The sequence below is a fragment of the Pseudomonas sp. ATCC 13867 genome (assembly GCF_000349845.1).
GTDB lineage: Bacteria > Pseudomonadota > Gammaproteobacteria > Pseudomonadales > Pseudomonadaceae > Pseudomonas.
Genome location: NC_020829.1, coordinates 4,877,215 through 4,904,030, shown reverse-complemented (window position 1 = coordinate 4,904,030; position 26,816 = coordinate 4,877,215). Strand labels below are relative to the sequence as shown.

Here is a 26,816-nt window from a genome sequence, read left to right as displayed (position 1 = left end):
TGCGGTCAGGCTGTTATCCTGCGGAAACCGATAAGAACGCGCCCGCCATGACACGTCGACATCGACCGGCGGAACGAGGGCCAACCAAGAGGATCACGCGATGACTTCCACCCTGTTCATTACCGGCGCCACCTCCGGCTTTGGCGAGGCCTGCGCGCGCCGTTTCGCCCGCGATGGCTGGTCGCTGGTGATCACCGGCCGTCGCGAGGAGCGCCTGAAGGCGCTGGCGCAGGAGCTGTCGGCGCAGACCGACGTGCTGCCGCTGGTGCTCGACGTGCGCGACCGTGCGGCGATGACCGCGGCGGTGGACAGTCTGCCGGAGAAATTCGCCACGCTGCGCGGCCTGATCAACAACGCCGGCCTCGCGCTGGGCGCCGACCCCGCGCAGGACTGCGACCTGGACGACTGGGACACGATGGTGGACACCAACATCAAGGGCCTGATGTACGCCACCCGCCTGCTGCTGCCACGCCTGATCGCCTACGGGCCGGGCGCGAGCATCCTCAACCTCGGCTCGGTGGCGGGCCGCTGGCCCTATCCGGGCGGTCACGTGTACGGCGCCACCAAGGCGTTCGTCGAGCAGTTCTCGCTGAACCTGCGCTGTGACCTGCAGGGCACCGGCGTCCGCGTCACCAACCTCGAGCCCGGCATGTGCGAGAGCGAGTTCTCCCTGGTGCGCTTCGGCGGCGACCAGGCGAAGTACGACAAGACCTACGCCGGCGCCGAACCCATCCAGTCCGTCGACATCGCCGAGACCATCCACTGGATCCTGAACCAGCCGCCGCACATCAACATCAACACCCTGGAACTCATGCCGGTGAGCCAGGCCTGGGCGGGGTTCGCGGTGCACCGCAAGGGCTGAGGCGCAGCCGGCGCGCAGGGCGGAAAAGCGTTCCTGGTTTTCCGCCTGAACGTCCCCGTGCGCGTTATCATGCGCCGCCTCCTCCCGCCACAAGAGCCTTCCGATGAGTAAACCGGGCCAACGCGTGCTGGCTGAACTGCGCAAGATGATCGCCTCTGGCGAGCTGGCCGCCGGCGAAAGAATCGTCGAGATTCCCACCGCCGAACGCCTGCAGGTTTCGCGCATGCCGGTGCGCATGGCATTACGCACGCTGGAACAGGAAGGCTTGCTGATCAAGGCCGGCAGCCGTGGCTACACGGTGCGCGAGGTCACCGAGCAAGACATCTCCGGCGCGGTGGAAGTGCGTGGCGTGCTGGAAGGGCTGGCAGCCCGCCAGGCCGCCGAACAGGGTGTTTCGGAGGAAACCCGGGCGCTGTTGCAGGCCTGCCTGGACGAAGGGGATCGCATCTTCGACAAGGGCCATGTGTTGCCCGAGGACCTGGAGGCGTACCACAGCCTCAACATGCGCTTTCACCAGGCGATCATCGAAGCCAGCGGCAACCGCGCCATCGCCGAGGCGCTGGCGCGCAACGACCACCTGCCGTTCGCCTCGGTCAGTTCGCTGGCGGTGGATCGCGACAATCTCAAGCGCGAGTACCAGCGCTTCAACTTCGCCCACCAGCAGCACCACGCCGCCTTCGATGCCCTGATCAACGGCCAGGGCGCGCGGGCGGAGGCGATCATGCGCGAACACGCCAACGCCACCCTGCGCTACGCCGAATACTTCAATCCGCGGCGCGAGGGCGTGGCGGTGCTGAAGAAGTCCGCGACGACGGAAAACGACAGATCATAGCAACTGCCGTTCTGGCGGCACCGATAGGCTATCTGCACCCGCAGGAGCGACCGTCCCGGCATATTCGCAGGATGGGTATCGCAAGCTCTGCCGGTGGCTGATTTCGATTCCAGCAGGCGATGCCTTCGTCACTATGCGTAGGGCGGATAACCGCTCGCGGTAATCCGCCGCTGGCACCTACAGGTCGAGCACCAGGCGCGGGCTGCGCGAACGCGAGCAGCAGGGCGTGAACTGGTCGTTGGCGGCTTGCTCGTCCTCTGTCAGGTACTGGTCCCGGTGCTCCGGCACGCCGTCCAGCACACGGGTCAGGCAGGTGCCGCAGATGCCCTGTTCGCAGGCTACCTGCACCTCCACGCCGACGCCGCGCAGCGCTTCCACCACGCTCTGCCCGTCCTCCACGCGCACCACCTGGCCGCTGCTCGCCAACTGCACCTCGAAGGCTTCGCCGCCGACATCCGCTTCGGCGCCGAAATGTTCGTGGTGCAGGCGCGATTCTTCCCAGCCCAGGGCGCGGGCGCTGTCCAGCACGTGCGCCATGAAGCCGGCCGGGCCGCAGGTGTAGAGCTGCGCGTCGCTTGCCTGGGGCGCCAGCAGCGCCGCCATGTCCAGGCGTCGCGCCGGGTCGCCATCGTCGAAATGACATTGCACTCGGGTGGCGAACTCGCACTGCGCCAGGTGCGCGACGAAGGCCGCCTGAGCAGCCGAGCGGGCGCAGTAGTGCAGTTCGAATTCGGCGCCCTGGCGGGCCAGGTGTTCGGCCATGCTCAGCAGCGGCGTGATGCCGATGCCGCCGGCCAGCAGCAGGCGCCGGCCGGTGCCCTCGGCGAGAGGGAACAGATTGCGCGGCGGGCCGATTCGCAATGCCTGGCCGGCGGCCAGTTCGTGCACCGCGAGCGAACCGCCGCGCGAGTCGGCGCAGCGCAGCACGGCGATGCGGTAGCGGTGGGTTTCCTCCGGTGCATTGAACAGCGAGTACTGGCGCACCAGCCCGTTGGGCAGGTGCAGGTCGATGTGCGAACCGGCGCTGAAGGTGGGCAGGGGGCCGGCATCGGCGCGGGCCAGTTCGAGGCTGAGGATGTCCGGGGTTTCCCGCGTGAGGCGGGTGATGACGACGTCTAGCACGGCGATGTTCTCGTGGCTGGCCGGCCTCGCGGGCCGGCGCTGGAAGAGGGAGTCAGGCGCTGGCGATGAGCGCACTGGCGGGCTGCTGCTCGGCTTCGCAGAGCCGTTCGAGGATGCGCCGCGACTGCACGCCGCCGGCATCGATGTTCAGCTTCAGCAGTTGCCGCTGCGGGTGCAGCAGCAGGTTCTGCTGCTGCCGTTCGAGCATCTCCAGGTCTTCGCCGAAGATCCTTCCCTGTCCCTCGCGAATGGTCGCGGTGAGTGCGGCGTCCTGCGGCTGGAAGTTGCGTGCCATGCCCCAGAAGTACCAGATCGAGGTCTCGGTCTCGGGGGTGATGAAGTCGACCACGATGCTCGACGCCTTGTGCTGCGCCGGCGCGTGGTAGCCGCCGTGGCCGGCGTGGGCCACGCCCACTTCGATCAGCACGTGGCTGGGCGGGGTGAAGCGGCAGATCTGCCAGCGGTCCACCGGCACCTCGTCGGCCAGGCCGTTGCCGCGCAGGGCCATGCGCCAGAACGGCGGGGCCATGACGTTCTCCATGTGCCGCTCGGTGATCACCTCGTCACCTTCCACGCGGGTCTTGGGCGCCGCCTCATCGATCTCCTTCTGGCCAATGCTGCTGGCGTGCACGTAGGTCTCATGGGTGAGGTCCATGAGGTTGTCGATCATCAGCCGGTAGTCGCACTGGATGTGGTACAGGCCGCCGCCGTAGGCCCAGTCCGGGTTGTCGGCCCATTCCAGGTGGTGGATCAGCGCCGGATCGGCCTCGGCGGCGTCGCCCGGCCAGACCCAGATGAAGCCGTAGCGTTCTTCCACGGCGAACTTGCGGATCGCCGGGAAACCGCGCACGCGCTGGCCGGGCATGGACTCCGTGTGGCCCGAGCAGCCCATCGCCAGGCCGTGGTAGCCGCAGATCAGCTTGCCGTCCTCGACGAAGCCCAGCGACAGCGGCGCGCCACGGTGCGGACAGAAGTCTTCCAGCGCCGCCACGCGACCCTCGGCGCCACGGTAGAAGACCATCTTCTCGCCGCACACCTGCCGCCCCAGGGGCTTCTCGGTGATCTCGTCGGGCGTGCAGGCAACGTACCAGGCGTTCTTCGGAAACATGGGGGCGATCCTCATCTTTTGGTTTTTATTGGATCCAATGGTTTGCTTTGAGGCGAAGACCTGTCAACCCGAAGAGGGGCGAGTGCTCGAAAAATAATCAGTTCGATGATCGCACGAATTCGCCTGGAGGCCTGTAGGTGCCGGTGTAGGCGGTGCGCGGCTCCGATACGGTCTGGCGCAGGGTGCAGGCATGCACGTGTTATGGGTTGCTTGGGATCCAATCTGGCTTGTTTTCGGGGTCCACTGCTGCCAGGGTGTGCGCCACCAAGCCTCCACAACAAGAAAAAGAGGAATCTGCCATGCCGGCCCTGCCTTGCCTGCGCTGTGCCTTCCACCGTGTCTCCCTCGCGGAGGTGCGCCCATGAATCGCGATCTGCGCGGGGCCCTGGAACAGGGGGCGATGAACCGCTTCCAGTGGACTGCCATCGGCGTCTGCATCGTGCTCAACATGATCGATGGCTTCGACGTGCTGGTGATGGCCTTCACCGCTGCATCGGTCTCCGCCGAGTGGGGCCTGAACGGTGCACAGGTCGGCCTGCTGCTCAGCGCCGGGCTGTTCGGCATGGCGGCCGGATCGCTGTTCATCGCCCCGCGCGCCGACCAGTTCGGCCGTCGCCCGCTGATCCTCTTCTGTCTGCTGCTGTGCGGTGTCGGCATGCTGCTCTCGGCCCTGAGCCAGACGCCGACGCAGCTTGCGCTACTGCGCGGCCTCACCGGCCTGGGCATCGGCGGCATCCTCGCCAGCAGCAACGTGATCGCCGCCGAGTACGCCAACAAGCGCTGGCGGCCCCTGGCGGTGAGCCTGCAATCCACCGGCTACGCCCTGGGCGCTACCTTTGGCGGGTTGCTGGCGGTGTGGCTGATCGACCATTGGGGCTGGCGTTCGGTGTTCCTCGCCGGCGGCCTGATTTCCCTGGCGGCCATCCCGCTGGTGCTGGCGGGCCTGCCGGAATCCCTCGACTTCCTGCTGGCGCGCCGTCCGGCCAATGCCCTGGCGCGGGTCAACGCCCTGGCCAGGCGACTGGGCCTGGCGAGCCTGGACGCGCTGCCCGAAGCCCGTGCCCGCGAGCAGGGCGGGGTGGCGATGCTGCAGTTGCTGGCGCCCGAGCTGCGCCGTCCGACCCTGCTGATCTGGCTGCTGTTCTTCCTCGCCATGTTCGGCTTCTACTTCATCATGAGCTGGACGCCGAAGCTGCTGGTGGCTGCCGGCCTGACCGCGCAGCAAGGCATCACCGGCGGCGTGCTGCTGAGCATCGGCGGGATATTCGGCGCGGCGCTGGTCGGCGCGCTGTCGGCACGGCTGCCGCTGGCGCGGGTGCTGCAGGGCTTCATGCTGGTCACCGCCGCGCTGCTGGTGCTGTTCCTGGCCTCGGCCACTTCGCTGGCGGCCGCGCTCGGCCTGGGGCTGCTCATCGGTCTGTTCGCCAACGGCTGCATTGCCGGGCTCTACGCGTTGTCGCCGCTGGTCTATCCGACCGGCGTGCGGGCCACAGGTGTGGGCTGGGCGATCGGTGTCGGCCGCCTGGGCGCGATTCTCTCGCCGACCGTCGCGGGTGTGCTGCTCGACGATGGCTGGCAGCCGCTGCACCTGTACGGGCTGTTCGCCGTGGTCTTCGTGCTGGCCGCCGGGGTTCTGCTGGGGCTGCGCCCCGCGGCCCGGTCCGCCGAGCCGCTGGCCGCGCACTGAGGGCGCGTCAATGCTGACCGTCGATGATCGCCTCGGCGATGGTGTTGCGGAACCAGTCCAGCGCCGCCGAATGCTCGCTGCTCGCGCGCCAGTGCAGGGAGACCTCGAACGCTGGCACGGCAAAGGGCAGTTCGAGCATCTTCAGCCCGCCCTCGGTGACGAACATGCGGGCGATCTGCGCCGGCAGGATGGTCAGCAGGTCGGTGCCGGGAATGATCTTCGGCAGCACCGAGAAGTGCGGTACGCGCAGGGCGATGCGGCGCTCCAGCTTCATTGCCTGGAGCACGTCCTCGGCGATCCCGTGGCCGGAGGTGCGGGTCACCACCACGTGGCGCTCGCCGAGATAACTGGCGAGGTCCAGGCGGTCGGCGATGCGCGGGTGATCGGCGCTCAGCAGGCAGACGTAGCGTTCCTCGATCAGCACCTGGCTGCGGCTGCCGGGTACCGCCTGGCGGCAGATGGCGGTGTCGACCTTGCCGCTGGCCAGCCAGTCGCCGACCTGATCCACCTGCAACGCCAGCACCTCCACCTCGGCCAGCGGCGCCTCACGGTTCAGCCGCGCCAGGATCAGCGGCAGGAAGCCCAGCTCGCCAAGGTCGGAGAGGGCGATGCGGAAGCGTCGTTCGGTGCTCGCCGGGTCGAACTGGCGGGTGCTCTGCACGGCGCCCTCGATGCGCGTCAGCGCCTCGCGCAGGGTGCCGTACAACTGCTCGGCGACGAAGGTCGGCTGGATGCCGTCGCGACTGCGGCTGAACAGCGGATCGTCGAACAATTCGCGCAAGCGGGCCAGGGCATAGCTCACCGAGGGCTGGGTGACGAACAGGCGTTCGGCGGCGACGGTCACGCTGCCGGCCTCGTAGAGGGTGACGAAGGTGCGGATCAGGTTGAGGTCGGTCTGGGCCATGACATCCACATAGATGGTTTTTATTTTCGATAGAAAGACTATCGATTTGATCGATTATCAGGCCGCTGCGAGAGTAGCGCAAACCCTAAGAACGAGCCTGAAGGGCCAGTATGAAAACCGTCCATAACGCCTCCTACGACATTCTTCGCCGCCACGGCCTGACCACGATCTTCGGCAACCCCGGTTCCAACGAGCTGCCGTTCCTCAAGGATTTCCCCGAGGATTTCCGCTACATCCTCGGCCTGCACGAGGGCGCGGTGGTCGGCATGGCCGACGGCTTCGCCCTGGCCAGCGGCAAGCCCGCCTTCGTCAACCTGCATGCCGCGGCCGGCACCGGCAACGGCATGGGCGCGCTGACCAACGCCTGGTACAGCCATAGCCCGCTGGTGATCAGCGCCGGCCAGCAGGTGCGCTCGATGATCGGCGTCGAGGCCATGCTGGCCAACGTCGATGCGGCGCAACTGCCCAAGCCGCTGGTGAAGTGGAGCGCCGAGCCGGCCTGTGCCCAGGACGTGCCGCGCGCGCTGAGCCAGGCGATCCACATGGCCAGCCTGGCACCCAAGGCTCCGGTGTATCTGTCGATTCCCTACGACGATTGGGCGCAACCGGCGCCGGTCGGTGTCGAGCACCTGGCCGCGCGCAGCGTTGCCAACGCCGGGTTGCCCTCGGCGGCGCAGTTGGGCGAGCTGGTCGAGCGCCTGTCGCGGGCGAACAACCCGGTGCTGGTGCTCGGCCCGGATGTCGATGGCGCCAACGCCAACGAGCTGGCCGTGCAACTGGCGGAGAAGCTGCGGATGCCGGCCTGGGTCGCGCCGTCGGCCTCGCGCTGCCCGTTCCCGACGCGCCATCGCTGCTTCCGTGGCGTGCTGCCGGCGGCGATCTCCGGCATCTCCAGGCTGCTCGACGGGCACGACCTGATCCTGGTGGTGGGCGCCCCGGTGTTCCGCTATCACCAGTTCGCTCCGGGCGACTACCTGCCCGCCGGCGCCGCGCTGGTGCACCTGACCTGCGACCCCGGCGAGGCCGCGCGCGCGCCGATGGGCGATGCCCTGGTCGGTGACATCTATCTCACCCTTGAAGCCCTGCTGGAGTCGGTGCGAACCAGCCAGCGCCCGCTGCCCGAGGCGCTGCCGCGCCCGGCGCCGCGTGCCGCCGAGGAAGGCACACTGCACCCGGAAACGGTGTTCGACGTGATCGACGAGCTGGCGCCGGAGGATGCCATCTTCGTCAAGGAGTCCACTTCCACGGTCAGCACCTTCTGGCAGCGTGTGGAGATGCGCCAGCCGGGCAGCTACTTCTTCCCGGCGGCCGGCGGCCTGGGCTTCGGCCTGCCGGCGGCGGTCGGCGTGCAACTGGCGCAGCCGCAGCGGCGGGTCATCGGGATCATCGGCGATGGCTCGGCGAACTACGGCATCACCGCCCTCTGGACTGCCGCGCAATATCGCGTGCCGGCGGTGTTCATCATCCTCAAGAACGGCACCTACGGCGCGCTGCGCTGGTTCGCCGGGGTGCTCGACGTACCCGACGCTCCGGGCCTGGACGTGCCGGGCCTGGACTTCTGCCAGATCGGCCGTGGCTACGGCGTGCGCTCGGTGCAGGCGGCCGACGCCGCGACCCTGCGCGAGGAACTGGCCCGTGCCCTGGCCGGCGACGAGCCGGTGCTGATCGAGGTTCCCACCCTGACCATCGAACCCTGAGGCGTGCGCGCCCTGCCTGGGGCGCTCTCCATGACCGACAAAAATAACAAGAGGTGGCTATGCACAAGACGACCGTTGCGGCGGTGATCGACTCCGCCCGATTCAACCGCACCCACTGGCTGATCCTCGCCTGGGGCTGCTTCATCATGCTGTTCGACGGCTACGACATGGTGGTGTACGGCTCGGTGGTGCCACGGCTGATGCACGAGTGGCAACTCAGCCCGGTAGAGGCTGGCACGCTGGGCAGTTGCGCGTTGTTCGGCATGCTCTTCGGCGGGACGCTGCTGGCGCCGCTGGCCGACCGTTTCGGCCGGCGCCGTCTGGTGATCCTCATGACCCTGCTGGCGAGCCTCGCCGCGTTCCTCACCGGCCATGCGCGCACACCGCTGGAACTGGGCGCCTGCCGTTTCGTCACCGGCCTGGCGCTGGGCGCACTGGTGCCCAGCGCGGTCAACCTGATCAGCGAGTTCGCCCCGGCCGGGCGCCGCGCCACGCTGATCACGGTGATGTCCAGCTTCTACTCGGTGGGCGCCGTGCTGTCGGCGCTGGTCGGTATCGCGTTGATCCCGCAGTGGGGCTGGCAGTCGGTGTTCTATGTGGCTGTGCTGCCGGTGCTGGCCGTGCCGCTGATGCTGCGCTATCTGCCGGAGTCGGCGGCCTTCCTCGAACTCAAGGGACGTCGCGCCGAGCTCGATGCGCTGCTGGTGAAGGTCGACCCGGCCTACCGTCCCGGCACCGAGCTGGTGCTCGCAAGCCTGGATGCCGATGCCGAAAAGGCGCGCCTGCCGCAACTGTTCGGCGCCGGTCAGGCGCTGGGCACCTTGCTGCTGTGGGTCGGCTTCGCCATGTGCATGCTGATGAGCTACGGCCTCAATACCTGGCTGCCGAAGCTGATGGCCAACGGCGGCTATCCGCTCACCTCCAGCCTGGTGTTCCTGGTCACCCTGAACGTCGGCGCGACCCTCGGCGCGCTGTTCGGTGGCTGGCTCGCCGACCGCCTGGGCACCCAGCGCACGCTGGTGCTGTTCTTCGCCCTGGCCGCGGCCTCGCTGGCGGCGCTGGGCATCAACCCCGGCCCGTGGCTGCTCAACACGCTGCTGGTGATCGCCGGCGCCACCACCATCGGCACCCTGGCGGTGATTCACGCCTACGCCGCGCAGTTCTACCCGACCCACGTGCGCTCCACCGGTGTCGGCTGGGCCGCCGGCATCGGTCGGCTCGGCGCCATCGCCGGCCCCATGCTCGGCGGCAGCCTGCTCGCCCTGGAGCTGCCGTTCCAGGAGAACTTCCTCGCCTTCGCCCTGCCCGGTGTGGTGGGTGCGCTGGCCATCGGTTTCATCCGCGTGCGACCGCGCGAGTCCGCCGGCGCCTTCGTCGCCCGCGAAAAATCCGTTTGAAAGGAGAACGTCCATGACCGCTTCGACCTACACCGATTTCCACCTGCAGCCCCTGGCCGGCGAATGGCGTACCGGCAGCACCGGCAGATCGCTGCGCGACTGCAATCCGTATGACGGCAGCCTGCTGGTGGAGATTCCCCAGGCCAGCCGCGACGATCTCGATGCCGCCTACCGCAAGGCCGCCGAGGTGCAGCCGGCCTGGGCCGCGCTGCCGCCGGCGGAACGCGCCGCGCTGCTGCACCGCGTGGTGGCGGTGTTCGACAAGCGCCGCGAGGAGATCATCGACTGGATCATCCGCGAGTCCGGCAGCACCCGCCTGAAGGCCACGCTGGAGTGGGGTGCGGCGCGCGCCATCACGCTGGAATCCGCCTCCTTCCCCAGCCGCGTGCATGGGCGCATCGTCGACTCCAACGTCCCCGGCAAGGAAAGCCGCGTGTACCGCAGTGCCATCGGGGTGGTGGGTGTCATCAGCCCGTGGAACTTCCCCCTGCACCTGACCCAGCGCTCGCTGGCGCCGGCCCTGGCGCTGGGCAATGCGGTGGTGGTCAAGCCGGCCAGCGACACCCCGGTGTGCGGCGGCCTGCTGCTGGCGAAGGTTTTCGAGGAAGCCGGGCTGCCGGCCGGCGTGCTCAGCGTGGTGGTCGGCGCGGGCAGCGAGATCGGCGATGCGTTCGTCGAGCATCCGCTGCCGGGGCTGGTGACCTTCACCGGGTCGACCCCGGTGGGCCGCAACATCGGGCGTATCGCCAGCGGCGGCGCGCACCTCAAGCATGTGGCGCTGGAGCTGGGCGGCAACAGCCCGTTCGTGGTGCTGGAAGACGCCGACCTCGAACAGGCGGTGAATGCCGCGGTGTTCGGCAAGTTCCTGCACCAGGGCCAGATCTGCATGGCGATCAACCGCATCATCGTCGCCGACGCGCTGTACGACGTCTTCGCCGAACGCTTCGTCGAGCGGGTGAAGCAGGTGAAGGTCGGCGACCCGCAACTGGCGGAGACGGCGGTTGGCCCGATCATCAATGCGCGCCAGCTCGAAGGCTTGCTGGAGAAGGTGGCCCTGGCGCGCCGCGAGGGTGCCAGGCCGCTGTACGAAGGTGGCGTGCAGGGGCAGTTGCTGGCGCCGCATGTGTATGGCGAGGTCGGCCCGGAGATGGAGATCGCCCGCGATGAAATCTTCGGCCCGCTGATCGGCCTGCTGCGCGCCCGCGACGAGGAGCATGCGCTGGAGCTGGCCAACGCCAGCGAGTACGGCCTGGCCAGCGCCGTGTTCACCCGCGACCTCGACCGTGGCGTGCGCTTCGCCCGCCGTATCCACGCGGGCATGACCCATGTGAACGACATCCCGGTCAACGACGAGGCCAACGCGCCATTCGGTGGAGAGAAGAACTCCGGCCTCGGCCGCTTCAACGGCGACTGGGCGATCGACGAGTTCACCCGCGACCACTGGGTGAGCGTGCAGCGGGAGGCGCGTCACTACCCCTTCTGAATGCCTGACCGGTAACACCTCAGATCCAGCCCAGGGCGTGTCCGCGCGGACGCGCCCCGGGTCGCTGCACCCCTGAAAAAACGGAGAACAATAACAATGATCAGCCGTCACACCCGCGTACTGCCGTCCCTCGCCTGCGCGGCCCTGCCGCTCCTGGCCTGCACCCACGCACAGGCCGCCGAGGAGGGTGGCTTCTTCGAGGACGCGCGCACCGACCTGGTGCTGCGCAACTACGCCTTCAACCGTGATTTCCGCGACCACAGCGCCGGCAAGAGCCTGGTCAACGAGTGGGCGCAGGGCTTCATTCTCAAATTCACCTCCGGCTATACCCGTGGCCCGCTGGGCTTCGGCGTCGACGCCCTGGGCCTGTACGGCGTGAAGCTGGACAGCAGCCGCGACCAGAGTGGTTCCGAACTGCTGCCGGTCCATGACGACGGCAAGGCCGCTGACGAATATGGGCGCGTGGCAGTGGCGGCGAAGCTGCGGCTGTCGGCCAGCGAGCTGAAGATCGGCGAGATGCTCCCGGACATCCCGGTGTTGCGCTACGACGATGGCCGCCTGTTGCCGCAGACCTTCCGTGGCGCCGCGCTGGTGTCGCGCGAGTGGGAAGGCGTGAGCCTGTACGGCGGGCGCTACGACCAGGTCAGCCTGCGCAACTCGGCGGACCTGCAGGACCTGTCGTCGTGGTCGGCTCCGACGGCGAAGTCCGATGCCTTCAACTACGCTGGCGCGGAGTACCGCTTCAACGACCAGCGCACCCTGGTCGGCGCGTGGTATGCGCAACTGGAGGACATCTACACCCAGAGCTACTTCAACCTGCTGCACAAGCAGCCGGTGGGCGACTGGGTGCTGGGCGCCAACCTCGGCCTGTTCTTCGACCGCGACGATGGCCGCGCCCTGGCCGGCGACATCGACAGCCACACCGCCTACGCGCTGCTCTCGGCCAATCGCGGCGGGCACACGGTCTACCTCGGCCTGCAGAAGGTCGGCGGCACCGGCATGTGGCAGTCGGTCTACGGCAGCAGCGGGCGGACGATGGGCAACGACATGTTCAACGGCAACTTCACCAACGAGGACGAGCGCTCGTGGCAGGCGCGCTACGACTACGATTTCGCCGCCGTGGGTGTGCCAGGCCTGGTGAGCATGGTGCGCTACGGCAAGGGTGATAACGCCACCACCAAGGCGGGCAGCGGCGGCAAGGAATGGGAGCGCGACGTGGAACTGGGCTACACGGTGCAGAGCGGGGTGCTGAAGAAGCTCAACGTGCGGGTCAACCACGCCAGCAACCGGCGCAGCTTCAACAGCGATTTCGACCAGACCCGGTTGATCTTCAACTACCCGATTTCACTCTGACGGCACGCAGGGGCGTGTGGCTGGCGAGCGGGTTGCCTCGCCAGCCCGATGACGGCGGCTCAGCCCGCCAGCAGCCACGCCCCGGCGCCCGCCGACGCCAACCCGGCGCAGCGCACCAGGGACGAAGCCGCCTGCGGCAGCACGCGCACGATCCCGTACCCCGCCGCATGCAGCGCGGCGGTGGCAGCGACGAAGCCCGCCGCATACAGCCACGGACTGCTCAGCTCCGGCAGTTCCAGCCCGTGGGCCACGCCGTGGGCGAGGGCGAACAGTGCGGTCGCGCCCATCGCCAGGAATAGCGGCGGACGCACCGCCAGCGCCACGCACAGCCCCAGCGCCAGCACCGAAGCGGCAATGCCGGTCTCCATGAATGGCACCTGCAGTCCTTCGAAGCCCACCAGCCCGCCGGCCAGCATGGCCGCGACGAAGGTGCACGGCAGCGCCAGCCGTGCAGCGCCTTGCTGCTGTGCTGCCCAGAGGCCGACGGCGAACATCGCCAGCAAGTGGTCGAGGCCGGTGACGGGGTGGGCGAGGCCGGCGATCAGGCCGTGGTCGCCGTGGCCGGGATGGGCGAAGGCCACCGCCGGGGTGAGGAGCAGCGCGATACTGTAGAGGGCTTTGCGCAGTTGCATGGAAGACTCCCTGGTTCTTCTCGTGGGGCGGCCGGCATCCGCGGCGGCGAAAAAGTCAGGCGGCGCTCAGCAGGCCCTGGCGCTCGATGAAGGCGATGATTTCGGCCAGGCCCTGGCCGGTCTTCTGGTTGCTGAACACGAAGGGCTTGTCACCGCGCATGCGCGTGGCGTCCTGGTCCATCACGTCCAGCGAGGCGCCCACCAGCGGGGCCAGGTCGATCTTGTTGATCACCAGCAGGTCGGACTTGCAGATGCCCGGCCCGCCCTTGCGCGGGATCTTGTCGCCGGCGGACACGTCGATCACGTACAGCGTCAGGTCCGACAGCTCGGGGCTGAAGGTGGCCGACAGGTTGTCGCCGCCGGACTCCACCAGGATCAGGTCCAGTCCGGGGAAGCGGCGGTTGAGCTGGTCCACGGCTTCCAGGTTGATCGAGGCGTCCTCGCGGATTGCGGTGTGCGGGCAGCCGCCGGTTTCCACGCCGATGATCCGCTCCGGCTCCAGGGCCTCGTTGCGTACCAGGAACTGCGCATCCTCCTGGGTGTAGATGTCGTTGGTGACCACGGCGATGTTGTAGCGCTGGCGCAGGGCGCGGCACAGCGCCAGGGTCAGGGCGGTCTTGCCGGAGCCCACCGGGCCGCCGATGCCGACGCGAAGAGGTTGAGAGGTCATGGCAGTTCTCCTAGGAGCGGAACAGACGGCTGTATTGGGTTTCGTGGTTCATGCTGGCCAGCGCCAGGCCGAAGGGCGCGCCGCCCGTCGGCGGGTTGGCGAGTGCGCTGCGGCAGGCCTGGTCAAGGTCGGGGAGCAATTGCGAGGTGAGCTTCTGCGCGGCCAGTTGGCCCAGCGGCAGGGTCTTCATCAGCACCGCCAGCTGGTTTTCCAGCCAGCTCCACAGCCAGGCGCCGAGGGCCTGCTCCGGGGATAGACCCCAGGCGCGGGCGGCCAGCGCCCAGGCGGCGGCGAAGGAGGGTTCGGCTTGCGTGGCGAGCCACTCGCGCGCGGTCTCGTCCAGTTCGGGCAGCGCTTCGAGCAATTGGCCGAGGGAGAAGCCCATCTGCCGGTTCTCCAGGCCCAGCTCGCGGGTCTCGCGGCTGGCGCGGTGACGCTCGGCGGCGTCGCGCAGGGCGTCCCAGTCGGCGGCTTGTGCGGCGCGCAGCAGCTCGGCCAGCAGCGGGCCCTCGAAGCGTGCGAGGTTCAGGTGCAACTGATCGGCGAGCCAGGTACGGGCTTCGTCGGCGTCTTTCACCTGAGCCTGGTCGATGGCGCTTTCCAGGCCCTGGGAGTAGCTGTAGCCGCCGATGGGCAGCTGCGGACTGGCCAGGCGCAGCAGCGACCAGAGTCTTGAAAGCTCAACCATGACGACAGGACTTCACAAGCACAGCGGACAGCTCCCTCTCCCTGAGGGAGAGGGCTGGGGTGAGGGGGATGCGCCGGCGCAAAGTCACTGGCGCACTCCGAACTGGTGCAGCTTCGGCGCGTAATTGAACTGCTCTTCGCCATGGTGCGAGTGGTGATGGCCGCCACCGTAGGCGCCGTGCTCGGGCTGGAAAGGCGCTTCGATGGCCTCCACCGTGGCGCCGAGCTGGTCGAGCATGGCCTTGAGCACGTAGTCGTCGAGCAGGCGCAGCCAGCCCTCGCCGACCTGCAAGGCGACGTGGCGGTTGCCCAGGTGATAGGCCGCGCGGTTCAGCTCGCGGGCGTTGGCGCAGGTAACGTGGAGGAGCTTTTCCGGCGCCGCGCAGACGCGCACCACGCGACCGTCGTTGGCCAGCAGGCACTCGCCGTCCGCCAGCGGCGCCTGGCCGCGTTCGAGGAACAGGCCGACATCTTCGCCAGTACTGGTGAAGCAGCGCAGGCGGCTCTTGCTGCGCGCCTCGAAGTTCAGGCGCAGTTCGGCGTCCCAGTGCTCGCGGGGTTCGGTTCGTTGGTGGATGACCAGCATGGCAGCGTCCGGCAGTAGCAATGGCGGTGCTACAGCAAGGGGCTTGCCAGTGCGGGCCCGCGTCAATGCTGGCGCGGGCTGCAGCGCTTGTCCGAGCGATCAGGAGTGGTGCTTGCGCGCAAGGATGGTGCGCACGAAAACGGTGCGCACCAAGGCGGGGCGGATGTGCTTTTTGTAGGCGCGAGGGGGACGCCCAGTCATTGCTCGCGAACAGAGTCCGCTGCGGGTTGGTTCGCGAGCAAGCTCGCTCCTGCAGGGAAGCCCCTGCGCTCGGGTCAGTGCGTAGGGCGGATAACGCTTGGGGCGTTATGCGCCCCATGGGAATTGGTCAGGGCCGAGAACCTATCCCCGTCCAGTGCTTGGCGCCGATCATGATGAAGCGCAGTTGCTGGGTGACCTTGGCCTCCGGCGACAGGTGCGTGGGCAGCGTGTCGGCCGGCGGGTCGATCAGCTCGGGCAGGGTGGCGAATACCGTCTTCACCACCAGGTCGGCGATCACGTCGAGGTCCTGTGCCTGCAGGTGCGGCAGCTTGTTCAGCAGCACGAGGTCGGCGGCGAGGTCGTCGGTGATGCGCTGGCGCAGCTCGCCCACGGCCTGGCGGATCGACAGCGAGCCGCCATACTGCTCGCGGGCGAGGAAGAGGAACTGGGTGCGGTTGGCGCTGACCGCGTCGAGGAAGATGCGTACCGAGGCTTCGATCACGCCGCCCAGCTCGAACTCGTTGCGTCGCACCACGCGCAGGGTCTGGCGGAAGGTTTCGTCGACGTCGGCTACCAGCGCGAGGCCGAGCTGATCCATGTCCGCGAAGTGCCGGTAGAAGCCCGCCGGCACGATGCCCGCCGTCTTCGCCACTTCCCGCAGGCTCAGGCTGCCGAAGCCGCGCCCGCTGTCCATCAGACTCCGGGCGGCATTCATCAGGGCCAGGCGGGTCTGCTGTTTCTGTTCGGCGCGGGGAGTGGACATACGGCGATGCGTTCCATGGCGAAGGCTGAGGCGAGAGCGCAGGCACTCTAGCAAATGCCGGTTGGCGCAGGGGAAGTTCCTACATAACACAGTGAACATGTGTTGACTGAAATCTCCCATGCATGAGATGTTTAGTGAACATCTGTTTACTATTCGGTGTCGCTCATGTCGATCCTTCCTTTCGCCGGCTTGCGCCTGCTCCGGCCGCTGCTCGTGCCCTTGCGCGCCCTGGTGCGCGGCCAGTGGCTGCGCGAGTCGGATGTCGATGCCGTGCTGCGTACGCTCAATCCCGGCTGGGCGCTGGACAGGGTGTACGCTCGAGTCGAGGCGCGGCAATGGGTGGCGGACGACATGCTCGAACTGCGCTTGCGGCCGAACGCCCATTGGAGCGGGGCGCAGCCCGGCCAGCACGTACAGTTGTACATCGAGCGCGATGGCGTGCGCTGCAGCCGCAGCTACAGTCTGACCCGCATCGCCGCGGACGGTTGCCTGGAATTCGCGGTGAAGCTGCAGCCCGGCGGCCGCGTGTCCTCCTACCTGCTGCACCAACTGGCGGTGGGCGAGGTGCTGGAGCTGGGCCGGCCGGACGGCGACCTGAGCTGGCCGCAGGACGGGCAGGGTGTACTGCTGCTGGCGGCGGGCAGTGGGCTGACGCCCCTGCTCGGCCTGCTGCGCGAGGCGCTGGCGCGTGGCTATAACGGGCCGGTGACGCTGCTGCATTACGTCCGCGAACGTGGCCAGCGTGCGTTCGTCTCCACGCTGGAGACGCTGGCGCGGCAGCATCCCAACCTCGAACTGCGCTGGGCCCTGAGCGGCGATGCGCCGGTGAGCGGCGAGTTGCGCGGGCGTTTTCACCTTGAGCATGTCCAGGCGCTGGGCGAGCGCCATGTACTGGCCTGCGGCCCCGGCGGCTTCGTCGACAGCGTGCGCCAGGCGCTCGGGGCGAGCAGCCGCAGCCTTCAGCTGGAAAGCTTCAGCCCGCCGCGCTGGAACGAGGGTGAGCCCGCCAAATCGGTGAGCCTACGCTTTGCCCGCAACGCGCTGGAAGTCGCCGGCGACAGCCGCCGCAGCCTGCTGGAACAGGCCGAAGCCATCGGCCTGCGTCCGGCCCACGGTTGCCGCCAGGGCGTCTGCGCCAGCTGCACCTGCACCCTGGTCAGCGGCTGCGTGCGCGACCTGCGCAGCGGCGAGCTGTTCAGCGAGCCGGGTCAGCCCATCCGTATTTGCATCAGCGCGCCCCAGGGCGACCTGACCGTCGACCTCTGATCCAGGCCCAGGAAAAAATTCCCCATGCGCGACGACCGCGATCTATCCGCCGCCGAGCTGGCGTCCTTCGGTGCCGAACTGGACGCCCTGCGCCAGCTCACCCTGCACGATCTGGGCGAGACCGACGCCCGCTACATCCGCCGCATCCGCGCGGCGGTGCGCTTCTGCTGCTGGAGCGGCCGTGCGCTGCTGATGGCCGGCTGGTTCCCGCCCACCTGGCTGCTCGGTACCTTCCTGCTCGGGCTGGGCAAGATCCTGGAGAACATGGAGCTGGGCCACAATGTCATGCATGGCCAGTACGACTGGATGAACGATCCGGGGTTCGCCGGCCGCCACTACGAGTGGGATATCGTCGGCCCCTCGGACTTCTGGCGGCATACCCACAATCACATCCACCACACCTACACCAACGTGCTGGGCAAGGACGACGACGTCGGCTACGGCGTGGTGCGCCTGTTCCCCGAGCAGAAGTGGAAACCCTTCTACCGCTGGCAGCCGCTGTGGGTCACGATCCAGGCGTTGCTGTTCCAGTACGCCGTGGCCATCCAGCACCTGCGCCTGGACAAGTACCTGAAGGGTCGCATGAGCCGGGACGAGCTGCGCCCGCTGCTGCGCCAGTTCAACGCCAAGGTGCTGCGCCAGTGGCTCAAGGATTACGCGGTGTTCCCGCTCCTGGGGCTATTCAGCGGGGCGTTCGGCGCGGTACTGCTGGGCAACGTGATCGCCAACCTGATGCGCAACCTGTGGACCTTCACCGTGATCTTCTGCGGCCACTTCACCGAGAAGGCGGCGGTGTTTGCGCCGCAGGTGCTGGAGAACGAGACGCGCGGCCACTGGTACCTGCGCCAACTGCGCGGATCGAGCAACCTGGAGGGCGGGCGGCTGTTCCACATTCTCACCGGCAACCTCAGCCACCAGATCGAACACCACTTGTTCCCCGACCTGCCGGCGCGCCGCTACGCCGAGCTGTCGCGCCAGGTGCGCGAGATCGCCGCGCGCTACGGCCAGACCTACAACAGCGGCCGGCTGTCCGCACAGTTCGCCACGGTCATCCGGCGAATCTGGATCTACCGCCTGCCCAACGCGGCGGCGAATGGGTGAGGCGGATCAGGCGCGCCGGCTCAGCGGCGCGTTGACTTCCTCGCGCAGGGCGCGCAGGTCGGTGGCGTCCTGGTTGAGGTGGTGGATGGCTTTGAGCAACTTCTGCCGCAGCAGGTCGTCCTGGACCTGATCGACGGCTCGCATGATTTCCAGCGCCGTGGCTTCGTTGTTGGCGGCAACGGCGTCGAGGGTTTTTCGCAGGCTGCGAGTAGCGTGGTGCACGGGGATCTCCTTCAAACTGCGTGCACCCTACGACACGAATATTTCCAATAAATTTCAGCACTTAGCTATTGGACGGGCGGTCATTTCGTCGCAGGGCGCGGTGTCACTGGATCAGGTGGAGGGCGATCAGCGGCGCCAGATTCAGCACCAGCACGCCGATCTTGTACACGGCCATGCCGCCATAGTGCAGCGCGTCGAAGTGCTCGGGCGAAATCTTGAACCAGCGCGAATGCAGGCGATAGAGACCGTCGTGGGCGAAGCTGAAGGCGGCGAACCAGATCAGCAGGATGACGTAGTTGATCAGGGTGCAGTAGAGCAGGAACGGCTTGAGATCCTGGAGCAGCATGGCGATTCTCCGGCCACATACTGCGTTGGAGGGGCCGGCTGGCGGAATGGTTTCCCCGATTTGCCGGCGGACGCGCAGCCGATAGCCGGCGCACCGGTCGCCGGCCATAATGCGCTCGGCGTCACGCCATGTGATCTTTGCCGGGCGGCCGCTGTCCGATGTCGGACGGTCATCTCGCCGCCCCATCCCCACTATCTGCCGGACTCGCCATGTTCAGCCCGCTCGTCACCTTTCCCGCGCTTTATACCGCCACCTTGCTGATGCTGGCCGGCTCCGGCCTGTTCACCACCTACATGGGCCTGCGCCTGACCCAGGAAGGCGTCAGCGACCTGTGGGTCGGTGGCCTGATGGCCGCCTACTACTTCGGCCTGGTCTGCGGCGGCAAGTTCGGTCACAAGCTGATCGCCGGTTTCGGCCACATCCGCTCCTACGTGGCCTGTGCGGGGCTGGCGACGGTGATCGTGCTGATCCACGCGCTGGTCTCGCAGCTGGAAGTCTGGGTGGTGCTGCGCTTCGTGATGGGCGCGGTGATGATGAACCAGTACATGGTCATCGAGAGCTGGCTCAACGAGCAGGCCGAAGGACACCAGCGCGGCAAGGTGTTCGCCGGCTACATGGTGGCGGTGGACGCCGGCCTGGTGATTGGCCAGGGGCTGCTGGCGATGAGCCCGGCGCTGGACTACAAGCCGCTGCTGCTGGTCGCCATGTGCTTCTCCTCCTGCCTGATCCCGCTGGCGCTGACCCGCCGGGTGCATCCGGCCAAGCTGGTGGCGGCGCCGCTGGAGATCGGTTTCTTCTGGAAGCGCGTACCGCAATCGCTGGGCACCATCTTCGTCGCCGGCCTGATGGTCGGCGCCTTCTACGGCCTGGCGCCGGTGTATGCGGCGCGCAACGGCCTGGATACCTCGCAGTCGAGCCTGTTCGTTGGCATGTGCATCATCGCCGGCTTCTGTGCGCAGTGGCCGCTGGGCTGGCTGTCGGACCGGATGAACCGCAGTTGGCTGATTCGCGGCAACGCGCTGCTGTTGTGCCTGGCGTCGGTGCCGATGTGGGGGCTGGTTTCACTGCCGTACTGGGCGTTGCTGGCCAATGGTTTCGTGACCGGCATGCTGTTGTTCACCCTCTATCCGCTGGCGGTGGCGCTGGCCAACGACCATGTCGAGCAGCCGCGCCGCGTGGCGTTGTCGGCGATGCTGCTGACCACCTACGGCGTCGGCGCCTGTATCGGCCCGCTGTTCGCCGGCGCGATGATGCGGCACTTCGGGCCGGGCATGTTCTACATGCTGGTGTCGGCCTATGCGCTGGTGCTGATCTTCTGGGTCCAGCCCAAGCGCGTGACCGGCGTGCACCGCGTCGACGAGGCGCCGCTGCACCACGTGGCCATGCCCGATACCGTCAGCCCGATGGCCGCCACCCTCGACCCACGCGTCGACGAGGTGCCGGAGGAACTGGTGGTGGAAGCACCGGCGACCATCGGCCGCTCCGATGGCGAGCCGGATAGCGCCGAAACCAAGGCCTGACGCTACTTCACGGGTTCAGCTCGCGCTGCAGGTAGACGGTGTCCACCCAGCGGCCGAGCTTGAAGCCGACCTTCTCCAGCACACCCACCTCGCGGAATCCGAAACGCCGATGCAGCGCCCGCGAGGCGTGGTTTTCGCTGTCGCCGACCACGGCGATCACCTGCTTCCACGGGCCGCGCCCGCAGCGCGCCAGCAGTGTCCGCAGCAGGGCGCTGCCGACTCCCTGGCCGCTTGCATCGTGGCGCACGTAGACCGAGTTCTCCAGGGTGAAGCGGTAGGCCGGGCGCTGGCGGAACGGCGTGGCGTAGCAGTAGCCCAGCACCTCCCCCTCGCGCTCGGCCACCAGGTAGGGCAGGCCGCTGGCGACGACGCCGGCGTACCGCTGTTCCAGCTCGGCGGTTGTGGGCGGCGTTTCCTCGAAGGTGGCACAGGAGTGCAGCACGTAGTGGCGGTAGATCGCGGCGATGGTGGACAGGTCATCCGGGTGGGCGTCGCGGATGTTCAGGGGGGATGCGTGCATGGGCGGCTCCTTGGGGTGTCGTCGTGACGATGCAAACCCCGGACCGCTTCGGAAATAAGAAAGCCCGGCACAGGCCGGGCTTTTCTGGCGCCTTGCGGCGTACTGCTGGATCAGGCTTTGAGGTGGGCGTCGAAGACGATATCGCCACCGGATTCGGCAACCATGTTGCCGTGCAGGCGATCGACGCTGTGTTCGGAGCCATTCTCGGCGACGCGAACCTGGTTCATTTCCTGGTGCAGACGGTCGATGGTGTGCTCGGAACCGTTGGCGGCGACACGGGCCTCTTCACTCATCTGCTTGTGCAGACGATCGATGGTGCGTTCGGTGCCGTTGTCGGCCACGCGGACTTCTTCGCCCATCTGCTTGTGCAGGCGGTCGATGGTACGGTCGGAACCGTCCTGGGCGATGATTTGCGGCTGGGCGGCGGGAGTCAGGATGGCCGGGGCGGCGAAGACGGCGTTGGCGGTCATCAGGGAGGTGAGTGCAAGGCTGAGGGCGATCTGACGTTTCATTTTGTGCGGCTCCAAAGGGGGAGGAAGTTTCTGGCTACGGGTTCATTTTCCCTTCGGATTAATCGATTTAAAAACGATGCTTCTCAATACAGTGGATCAACGATGTCGATTATTTAGGGGGCTAATTTCAACTATCGCTGGAAATGATGGAGCGACGGAAAGCACTCTGGGGCGGTGCTTCCAGGCGTTCGCGGCGATGCGCTGGGTAGGATGCCGTTACAAAACCGGACTGGCCTTGCATCGAGGGTGCTGTTGCAGCGACCCCGGGCATAAGAAAGCCCGGCGTGGCCGGGCTTTTCTGGCGCCTTGCGGCGTACGGCGTGGATCAGGCTTTGAGGTGGGCGTCGAAGACGGTATCGCCACCGGATTCGGCGACCATGTTGCCGTGCAGGCGGTCGATGGTCTGGCTGGAGCCGTTTTCGGCAACGCTCATGTTCCTGTGCAGACGGTCGACCGACTGGCTCGAACCGTTCTCGGCAACGCCCAGTTGCTTGTGCAGACGGTCGATGGTCTGGCTGGAGCCGTTTTCGGCAACGCTCATGTCCTTGTGCAGGCGGTCGACCGTCTGGCTCGAACCGTTCTCGGCAACGCCCAGTTGCTTGTGCAGGCGGTCGATGGTCTGGCTGGAGCCGTTTTCGGCAACGCTCATGTCCTTGTGCAGGCGGTCGACCGTCTGGCTCGAGCCGTTCTCGGCAACGCCCAGTTGCTTGTGCAGACGATCGATCGATTGGCTGGAGCCGTTTTCGGCAATGCGGGCCTTGGCTGCGTCCAGTTGTTTCTGTTGTTGATCCAGGGTGCGTTCGGCGCCGTCCTGGACCAGCATCTGAACGTGGCTGGCGTTCACGACCGGGGACTCTTGCTGGGCGCCGGCGAAAGCGGCATTGGCAGCAAGTACGGAGAGGGCAAGGCCAAGTACGAGGGTGCGTTTCATGATGCGGCTCCAGAAAGAGTGGGGGAGTTCGTTGGACACGGGCTCAGTATCTGTTCTGGATTGTCGATTGGAAAACGATCTGGGGAGATAGTCTGTATCGATGTCGATGATTATTATATTTATCCTTTTAAAACAATTAGTTGATAATTAAATCTGTCATCTATCAATGGCCTCGATGGAGGCTATCGGTGTAATCGTTAATATTTAATTGATCGATATATTTCCCGAAAAGCTACCCAGGATCGCTCTGGAACGCCACTTTCACTGTTTCAGCGGCGGGCTGTGGAGCGGCGGAGTCTGGCGAGAGGTCCCAGGGGGTTTGCAGGCTTTCCTTCCCTGGCAGGAGGCGTTTCGTACGCCGGCGTCGGTCGTTGTACCGCCTGTTGCGGGAGATTTACCCCGGCAACGGTGGTCCAAACTGACGGACCAAGGGAGAATGCCGACACGGCGGACTCCGGCGACCGTGGTTTCATCGCACCCCATGCACGGGCTCTGGCGCCGGGATGCCAGGCCTTCCACCGACGCGGCAACCAGGGAGTTCATGTATGACGCGCGGCCAGCGAATCTGCCTTTGGACCGTCACCGGCTTCGTCGCGCTCTTCGCGGCCTTGCTGGTCTTCATCGCCACCTTCGATTGGAACCAGGTGAAGCCGATGATCAACGAGAAGGTGTCCGCCGAACTGGGGCGCTCCTTCGCCATCAACGGCGACTTGCAGGTGCTCTGGCGTACCGAGCCGGAAGAGGGCGGCTGGCGGGCCTGGGTGCCCTGGCCGCATTTCAGCGCCGCCGACATCACGCTCGGCAATCCCGATTGGGCCACCCGCCCGGACAGCCAGGATCGGTTCGCCAGCCTGGAAAAGGTCGAGTTCCGCCTGGCGCCATTGCCGTTGCTCTGGCGGACCGTGAAGATCCCGCAGATCATCCTCACACGCCCCAGCGCGGACCTGCTGCGCCTGGCCGACGGCCGCGCCACCTGGACCTTCGAGCTGCCCAGGCGCGAGGCGGAGCCCAGTCCCGAGCCGTCGTCCTGGACGCTGGAGATCGGCGAGATCGGCTTCGACAAGGGACGCATCACCCTCGATGACCGGAGCCTCGGGACCCGTCTGGAGCTACTGGTGGACCCCCTCGGCAAGCCGGTGCCCTTCGGTCAGTTGGCCGGCAAGGCGCTGGCCGGGGCGGGCGCGGCGGATATCCAGGATTATGTGTTCGGCTGGAAGCTCAAGGGCGAGTACAAGGGCCTGCCTTTGAACGGTGCCGGCAAGGTGGGCGGCATGCTGGCGTTGCAGGACGCCGCCAAGCCCTTCCCGGTGCAGGCGGATATCGCCGCCGGCAGCACCCGCGCCAGTGTGGTCGGCCGGCTGACCGATCCGCTGAACCTGGGCGCGCTCGACCTGCGCCTGAAGCTGGCCGGCAGCAGCATGGCCAACCTGTTCCCGCTCACCGGCGTGACCCTGCCCGATACCCCGGCCTACGAGACCGACGGCCGCCTCACGGCGCAACTGAAGGACCCCGACGGCGCGACCTTCCACTATGAGGACTTCAACGGCAAGGTCGGCGGCAGTGATCTCCACGGCAGCCTGTTGTTCGTCAATCGCCAGCCGCGTCCCAAGCTCTCCGGCAAGCTGCGTTCCGAGCAGTTGCGCATGGTCGACCTGGGCCCGCTGATCGGTGCCGATTCGAACAAGGACAAGCAGGCGCGCGGCCAGGCCAGCCGTCAGCCGCCGGACAAGGTGCTGCCGGTGGAAGCCTTCCGCACCGATCGCTGGCGCGCGATGGATGCCGACGTGGAGTTCACCGGCAAGCGCATCGTGCACAGCAACAAGCTGCCGATCAGCGACCTCTATACCCACCTGGTGCTCAACGACGGCCAACTGACCCTGGAGCCGCTGCGTTTCGGCGTGGCGGGTGGCGCGCTGGATGCACACATCCGCCTGGACGGCGGCAAGACGCCGATGCAGAGCCAGGTGGAACTGAAGGCGCGCGGCTTCAAGCTCAAGCAATTGTTCCCCAGCTTCGCGCCAATGCAGACCAGCTTCGGCGAGCTCAACGGCGACGCCGCGCTCAGCGGCACCGGCAACTCGGTGGCGAGCATCCTCGGCGGCGCCAACGGGCAGATGAAACTGCTGATCAACGATGGGCGGATCAGCAAGGGGCTGATGGAGATCGCCGGCCTGAACCTGGGTAACTACGTGGTGGCCAAGCTGTTCGGCGATGACGAGGTGAAGATCAACTGCGCCGCCGCCGATGTCGGCATCACCCGGGGCCTGGCGCAGCCACGGGTGTTCGTGTTCGACACCGAGAACGCCATCATCAACGTGCAGGGCACCGCCAACTTCGCCACCGAGCAGCTGGACCTGGACGTGATTCCCGAGAGCAAGGGTCTGCGCATCTTCTCGCTGCGCTCGCCGCTCTACGTCCAGGGCACCTTCAAGAATCCCCGCGCCGGAGTACACAGCGGGCCGCTGGTACTGCGCGGCGCGGGCATGCTCGCGCTGGGCGTGGCGGTGGCGCCGGCCGCCGCGTTGCTGGCACTGGTGGCACCCAGCCAGAAGGACGACAACCAGTGCGGGCCGCTGCTGCAGCAGATGAAGCAGCCGGCGAAGGCGCCGGCGCCGGGCAAGCGCAAATAGAGGCGGGGCTGGCGGCAGCCTGGGTCAATAGACCGGAATGTACAGGTCGGTTTCCGAGGCCGGATTCTCCGGGCCGAGGAAGCGTTCGGTGTAGCGTTCCAGGTCGATCCCCTTGCGCGGCGTGAGACCGGCGCGGGCGAGCAGACTGGAATAGATGGCCTGGAAGCTGTCGGCGATCCCCTGTACCGGGCCGATGTGGGTGAATACGGCGTATTTCTGCGCCGGCACCTCGAACTTCAGCATGCCGTCGGGCACCGCGGCGTCGGCCTCCACCGGCAGCGCCGCGATGTAGTGGAACTCGCCGCCCGGCAGCTGGGTGCAGACGCCATAGGCGTTCTTGTCCCGGGCGCTGGCGCCGATTTCGTGCTCGCGCGGCAGGAAGCGCTGCCAGAGCTGGCCGATGCTGTCGCCGGGGGCGTTGCCCCGATACTCCAGGCCCACCACGGTGAAGGCGGGCAGTTCGATGATCCGGTGTTTCATGGTGTGGGGCTCCTGGCTGGGTGTTCGCATGATAGACGGCGGCACATCGGAGTGAATATTTCAACGCGGGGCCGGTCCACTCCCGGTAGACCTTCGAGCAAGGAGAATGTCATGCCCCGTGGAGACAAGAGCCTGTACAGCGCCCGCCAGAAGCGCAAGGCAGCGCATATCGAAGAGAGCTACCGGCACCTGGGAATGAGCCGCGAGGAAGCCGAGGCGCTGGCCTGGGCCACGGTCAATCGCCAGTCCGGCGGCGGCGAACGCAAGGGTGGCGGCGCTCAACGCAAGAGCGAAGAGGCCAAGGGCATGGCCCGCAGCGCCTCGGCACGGCGCGCGGCCAAGGCCCGCAAGGGCACATCGCCCAAGCCCGGCGGGCGGAGCCTGGCACCCCTGGCGGAGCTGACCCGCGAGCAGTTGCTCGAGCGGGCCGGGCGCAAGGGCATCCGCGGGCGCTGGCGCATGCGCAAGGATGAACTGATCGAGGCGCTGCGCTGAGCGGCGGGAGACGGCCCTCGTCCGGAAGGGACGAGGGCCGTGGGCTCAGGGCTGGTAGTCGCGCTCGTGGCGGTCCAGTTCGGAACAGCTCATGAAGCCCGAGCCATCGACCTTGCCGCTGCCGTCGAAGCTGACGTAGAAGGGCTGCTGCTGGCCATCCTTGCTGAGGATGTAGCTGTTGCAGCTACCGGGATTCATCAGGCGCTTCTGCGTGGCCGAGGGTGGCCCGCCGATGCGCAGCACCTGTTCCCCGGTCATGCCTTTGTCGACATTGCGGACCAGCGGCTCGTCGCGGAAGGTGATGTAGTTGACCGGGTTCTGCACCCTGGTGGAGGCGCAGCCCGCCAATGACGCCAGTACGAGCAATGCCAGCAGTGATCGTTTGTCCATAGGGCTCTCCTGGGTTCGAAGCGGCTTGGTGTGAGCGACACACTTGCACAACTTGGAGCGGCAACGCGGCCGGGGAGTTCGAGAAATCTGCGCTATTGCGCGTCTTTCAGCGCATCGTCCAGGCGTTGCTGGTTCTGCACATTGGCCTGGTCGATCTGCTGTTGGATCTGTTGCATCTGCTGCTGGGCCTGTTGCGCCCGCTGGGCTTGCAGGCTGGCCGCGGTGGTTGCGGTGGCGGCCGTTTCGCCCAGGCCGCAGGCGGCGAGCGCACACGGCAGGCTGACGAGGATGGCGAGACGGAGGAGTGACATGGCGGCTTCCAGCGTGAGGGGATGATTCTCAACGCTAGCGCAAGGCGGGACGGGCGTCAGTGCGCTCCGGCGCAATCCGCGCACGGCGGGGGCGGCGACGGCCCCGGG

The 26,816-nt window shown here is 67.2% G+C and carries 28 protein-coding genes; 12 read left to right on the top strand and 16 right to left on the bottom strand.

Annotation, left to right across the window (positions count from 1 at the left end; translation table 11 throughout):
• The first annotated feature begins 100 nt into the window (after positions 1 to 100).
• Positions 101 to 862, top strand: a complete 762-nt coding sequence (locus H681_RS22045; RefSeq protein ID WP_015479108.1) for an SDR family oxidoreductase — start codon at positions 101 to 103, stop codon at positions 860 to 862.
• 103 nt (positions 863 to 965) lie between these two features.
• The gene (locus tag H681_RS22040; RefSeq protein ID WP_015479107.1) at positions 966 to 1,694 is read left to right on the top strand and encodes a GntR family transcriptional regulator; all 729 of its coding nucleotides are present in this window, start codon (positions 966 to 968) and stop codon (positions 1,692 to 1,694) included.
• A gap of 177 nt (positions 1,695 to 1,871) precedes the next feature.
• Here H681_RS22040 and H681_RS22035 read toward each other — a convergent pair whose 3' ends face one another.
• Both H681_RS22035 and H681_RS22030 read right to left on the bottom strand, forming a co-directional pair.
• A complete protein-coding gene (locus H681_RS22035) occupies positions 1,872 to 2,816 on the bottom strand; it encodes a PDR/VanB family oxidoreductase (RefSeq protein ID WP_015479106.1) in 945 nt (314 codons plus the stop codon).
• A gap of 52 nt (positions 2,817 to 2,868) precedes the next feature.
• Positions 2,869 to 3,924, bottom strand: coding sequence for an aromatic ring-hydroxylating oxygenase subunit alpha (locus H681_RS22030; RefSeq protein ID WP_015479105.1), 1,056 nt, complete (start codon positions 3,922 to 3,924; stop codon positions 2,869 to 2,871).
• A 361-nt stretch (positions 3,925 to 4,285) separates the two neighbouring features.
• Here H681_RS22030 and H681_RS22025 point away from each other — a divergent pair, with 361 nt between their 5' ends.
• Entirely contained in the window at positions 4,286 to 5,611 is a 1,326-nt protein-coding gene (locus H681_RS22025; RefSeq protein WP_015479104.1) for an MFS transporter, read from the top strand.
• Positions 5,612 to 5,618: 7 nt separating this feature from the next.
• Here H681_RS22025 and H681_RS22020 read toward each other — a convergent pair whose 3' ends face one another.
• Positions 5,619 to 6,515, bottom strand: a complete 897-nt coding sequence (locus H681_RS22020) for a LysR family transcriptional regulator (RefSeq protein ID WP_015479103.1) — start codon at positions 6,513 to 6,515, stop codon at positions 5,619 to 5,621.
• A gap of 110 nt (positions 6,516 to 6,625) precedes the next feature.
• On the opposite strand from H681_RS22020, the gene mdlC reads away from it, so the two are divergent.
• The 4 genes from mdlC (at position 6,626) to H681_RS22000 (ending at position 12,445) form a co-directional block, all read left to right on the top strand.
• Positions 6,626 to 8,212 carry a benzoylformate decarboxylase gene (gene mdlC, locus H681_RS22015; RefSeq protein ID WP_015479102.1) on the top strand — a complete coding sequence of 529 codons (1,587 nt, stop codon included), beginning with the start codon at positions 6,626 to 6,628 and terminating at the stop codon, positions 8,210 to 8,212.
• A 59-nt stretch (positions 8,213 to 8,271) separates the two neighbouring features.
• Complete coding sequence (locus H681_RS22010; RefSeq protein WP_015479101.1) at positions 8,272 to 9,609, top strand: MFS transporter; 1,338 nt, start codon at positions 8,272 to 8,274, stop codon at positions 9,607 to 9,609.
• Between the two features lie 13 nt (positions 9,610 to 9,622).
• A complete protein-coding gene (locus H681_RS22005; protein WP_015479100.1) occupies positions 9,623 to 11,092 on the top strand; it encodes an aldehyde dehydrogenase family protein in 1,470 nt (489 codons plus the stop codon).
• A gap of 96 nt (positions 11,093 to 11,188) precedes the next feature.
• Positions 11,189 to 12,445: an OprD family porin gene (locus H681_RS22000; protein WP_015479099.1), complete on the top strand. Its 1,257-nt coding sequence runs from the start codon at positions 11,189 to 11,191 to the stop codon at positions 12,443 to 12,445.
• 59 nt (positions 12,446 to 12,504) lie between these two features.
• Here the strand turns inward: H681_RS22000 and H681_RS21995 are convergent, their stop codons facing one another.
• From H681_RS21995 to H681_RS21975, 5 genes are all read right to left on the bottom strand, one after another.
• A complete protein-coding gene (locus H681_RS21995; RefSeq protein WP_015479098.1) occupies positions 12,505 to 13,077 on the bottom strand; it encodes a HupE/UreJ family protein in 573 nt (190 codons plus the stop codon).
• A gap of 55 nt (positions 13,078 to 13,132) precedes the next feature.
• Positions 13,133 to 13,747 (bottom strand): urease accessory protein UreG, encoded by a 615-nt coding sequence (ureG, locus tag H681_RS21990; protein ID WP_015479097.1) that lies wholly within the window; start codon positions 13,745 to 13,747, stop codon positions 13,133 to 13,135.
• Between the two features lie 10 nt (positions 13,748 to 13,757).
• On the bottom strand, positions 13,758 to 14,435 hold the full coding sequence (locus tag H681_RS21985; protein WP_015479096.1) for an urease accessory protein UreF: 678 nt from the start codon (positions 14,433 to 14,435) through the stop codon (positions 13,758 to 13,760).
• A gap of 84 nt (positions 14,436 to 14,519) precedes the next feature.
• Positions 14,520 to 15,020: an urease accessory protein UreE gene (gene ureE, locus H681_RS21980; protein WP_015479095.1), complete on the bottom strand. Its 501-nt coding sequence runs from the start codon at positions 15,018 to 15,020 to the stop codon at positions 14,520 to 14,522.
• A 328-nt stretch (positions 15,021 to 15,348) separates the two neighbouring features.
• Positions 15,349 to 15,984, bottom strand: coding sequence for a TetR family transcriptional regulator (locus H681_RS21975; RefSeq protein ID WP_015479094.1), 636 nt, complete (start codon positions 15,982 to 15,984; stop codon positions 15,349 to 15,351).
• 165 nt (positions 15,985 to 16,149) lie between these two features.
• Between H681_RS21975 and H681_RS21970 the strand changes: the two genes are divergently transcribed.
• Together H681_RS21970 and H681_RS21965 are read left to right on the top strand one after the other, a co-directional pair.
• Positions 16,150 to 17,250: a ferredoxin reductase gene (locus H681_RS21970; RefSeq protein WP_015479093.1), complete on the top strand. Its 1,101-nt coding sequence runs from the start codon at positions 16,150 to 16,152 to the stop codon at positions 17,248 to 17,250.
• Between the two features lie 24 nt (positions 17,251 to 17,274).
• Entirely contained in the window at positions 17,275 to 18,351 is a 1,077-nt protein-coding gene (locus tag H681_RS21965) for a fatty acid desaturase family protein (RefSeq protein WP_015479092.1), read from the top strand.
• A gap of 6 nt (positions 18,352 to 18,357) precedes the next feature.
• On the opposite strand, the gene H681_RS21960 is transcribed toward H681_RS21965, so the two are convergent.
• Both H681_RS21960 and H681_RS21955 read right to left on the bottom strand, forming a co-directional pair.
• A complete protein-coding gene (locus H681_RS21960) occupies positions 18,358 to 18,573 on the bottom strand; it encodes a hypothetical protein (protein WP_015479091.1) in 216 nt (71 codons plus the stop codon).
• A gap of 103 nt (positions 18,574 to 18,676) precedes the next feature.
• Complete coding sequence (locus H681_RS21955) at positions 18,677 to 18,919, bottom strand: DUF6868 family protein (protein ID WP_015479090.1); 243 nt, start codon at positions 18,917 to 18,919, stop codon at positions 18,677 to 18,679.
• Between the two features lie 209 nt (positions 18,920 to 19,128).
• Between H681_RS21955 and H681_RS21950 the strand changes: the two genes are divergently transcribed.
• Positions 19,129 to 20,439 (top strand): MFS transporter, encoded by a 1,311-nt coding sequence (locus tag H681_RS21950; protein ID WP_015479089.1) that lies wholly within the window; start codon positions 19,129 to 19,131, stop codon positions 20,437 to 20,439.
• Between the two features lie 7 nt (positions 20,440 to 20,446).
• Here H681_RS21950 and H681_RS21945 read toward each other — a convergent pair whose 3' ends face one another.
• The 3 genes from H681_RS21945 to H681_RS27305 form a co-directional block, all read right to left on the bottom strand.
• Positions 20,447 to 20,959, bottom strand: a complete 513-nt coding sequence (locus tag H681_RS21945; protein WP_015479088.1) for a GNAT family N-acetyltransferase — start codon at positions 20,957 to 20,959, stop codon at positions 20,447 to 20,449.
• Positions 20,960 to 21,069: 110 nt separating this feature from the next.
• The gene (locus H681_RS21940) at positions 21,070 to 21,471 is read right to left on the bottom strand and encodes a hypothetical protein (protein WP_015479087.1); all 402 of its coding nucleotides are present in this window, start codon (positions 21,469 to 21,471) and stop codon (positions 21,070 to 21,072) included.
• Positions 21,472 to 21,796: 325 nt separating this feature from the next.
• Positions 21,797 to 22,402, bottom strand: a complete 606-nt coding sequence (locus H681_RS27305) for a hypothetical protein (protein ID WP_015479086.1) — start codon at positions 22,400 to 22,402, stop codon at positions 21,797 to 21,799.
• A 545-nt stretch (positions 22,403 to 22,947) separates the two neighbouring features.
• Here H681_RS27305 and H681_RS21930 point away from each other — a divergent pair.
• Complete coding sequence (locus H681_RS21930; protein WP_015479085.1) at positions 22,948 to 25,032, top strand: AsmA family protein; 2,085 nt, start codon at positions 22,948 to 22,950, stop codon at positions 25,030 to 25,032.
• A gap of 24 nt (positions 25,033 to 25,056) precedes the next feature.
• Here H681_RS21930 and H681_RS21925 read toward each other — a convergent pair whose 3' ends face one another.
• Entirely contained in the window at positions 25,057 to 25,512 is a 456-nt protein-coding gene (locus H681_RS21925) for a GyrI-like domain-containing protein (RefSeq protein WP_015479084.1), read from the bottom strand.
• Positions 25,513 to 25,623: 111 nt separating this feature from the next.
• On the opposite strand from H681_RS21925, the gene H681_RS21920 reads away from it, so the two are divergent.
• Entirely contained in the window at positions 25,624 to 26,007 is a 384-nt protein-coding gene (locus H681_RS21920; protein WP_015479083.1) for a hypothetical protein, read from the top strand.
• Between the two features lie 45 nt (positions 26,008 to 26,052).
• Here the strand turns inward: H681_RS21920 and osmE are convergent, their stop codons facing one another.
• Positions 26,053 to 26,397, bottom strand: a complete 345-nt coding sequence (gene osmE, locus H681_RS21915) for an osmotically-inducible lipoprotein OsmE (RefSeq protein ID WP_015479082.1) — start codon at positions 26,395 to 26,397, stop codon at positions 26,053 to 26,055.
• Positions 26,398 to 26,489: 92 nt separating this feature from the next.
• Positions 26,490 to 26,708, bottom strand: a complete 219-nt coding sequence (locus H681_RS21910) for a hypothetical protein (protein ID WP_015479081.1) — start codon at positions 26,706 to 26,708, stop codon at positions 26,490 to 26,492.
• Positions 26,709 to 26,816: the final 108 nt, after the last annotated feature.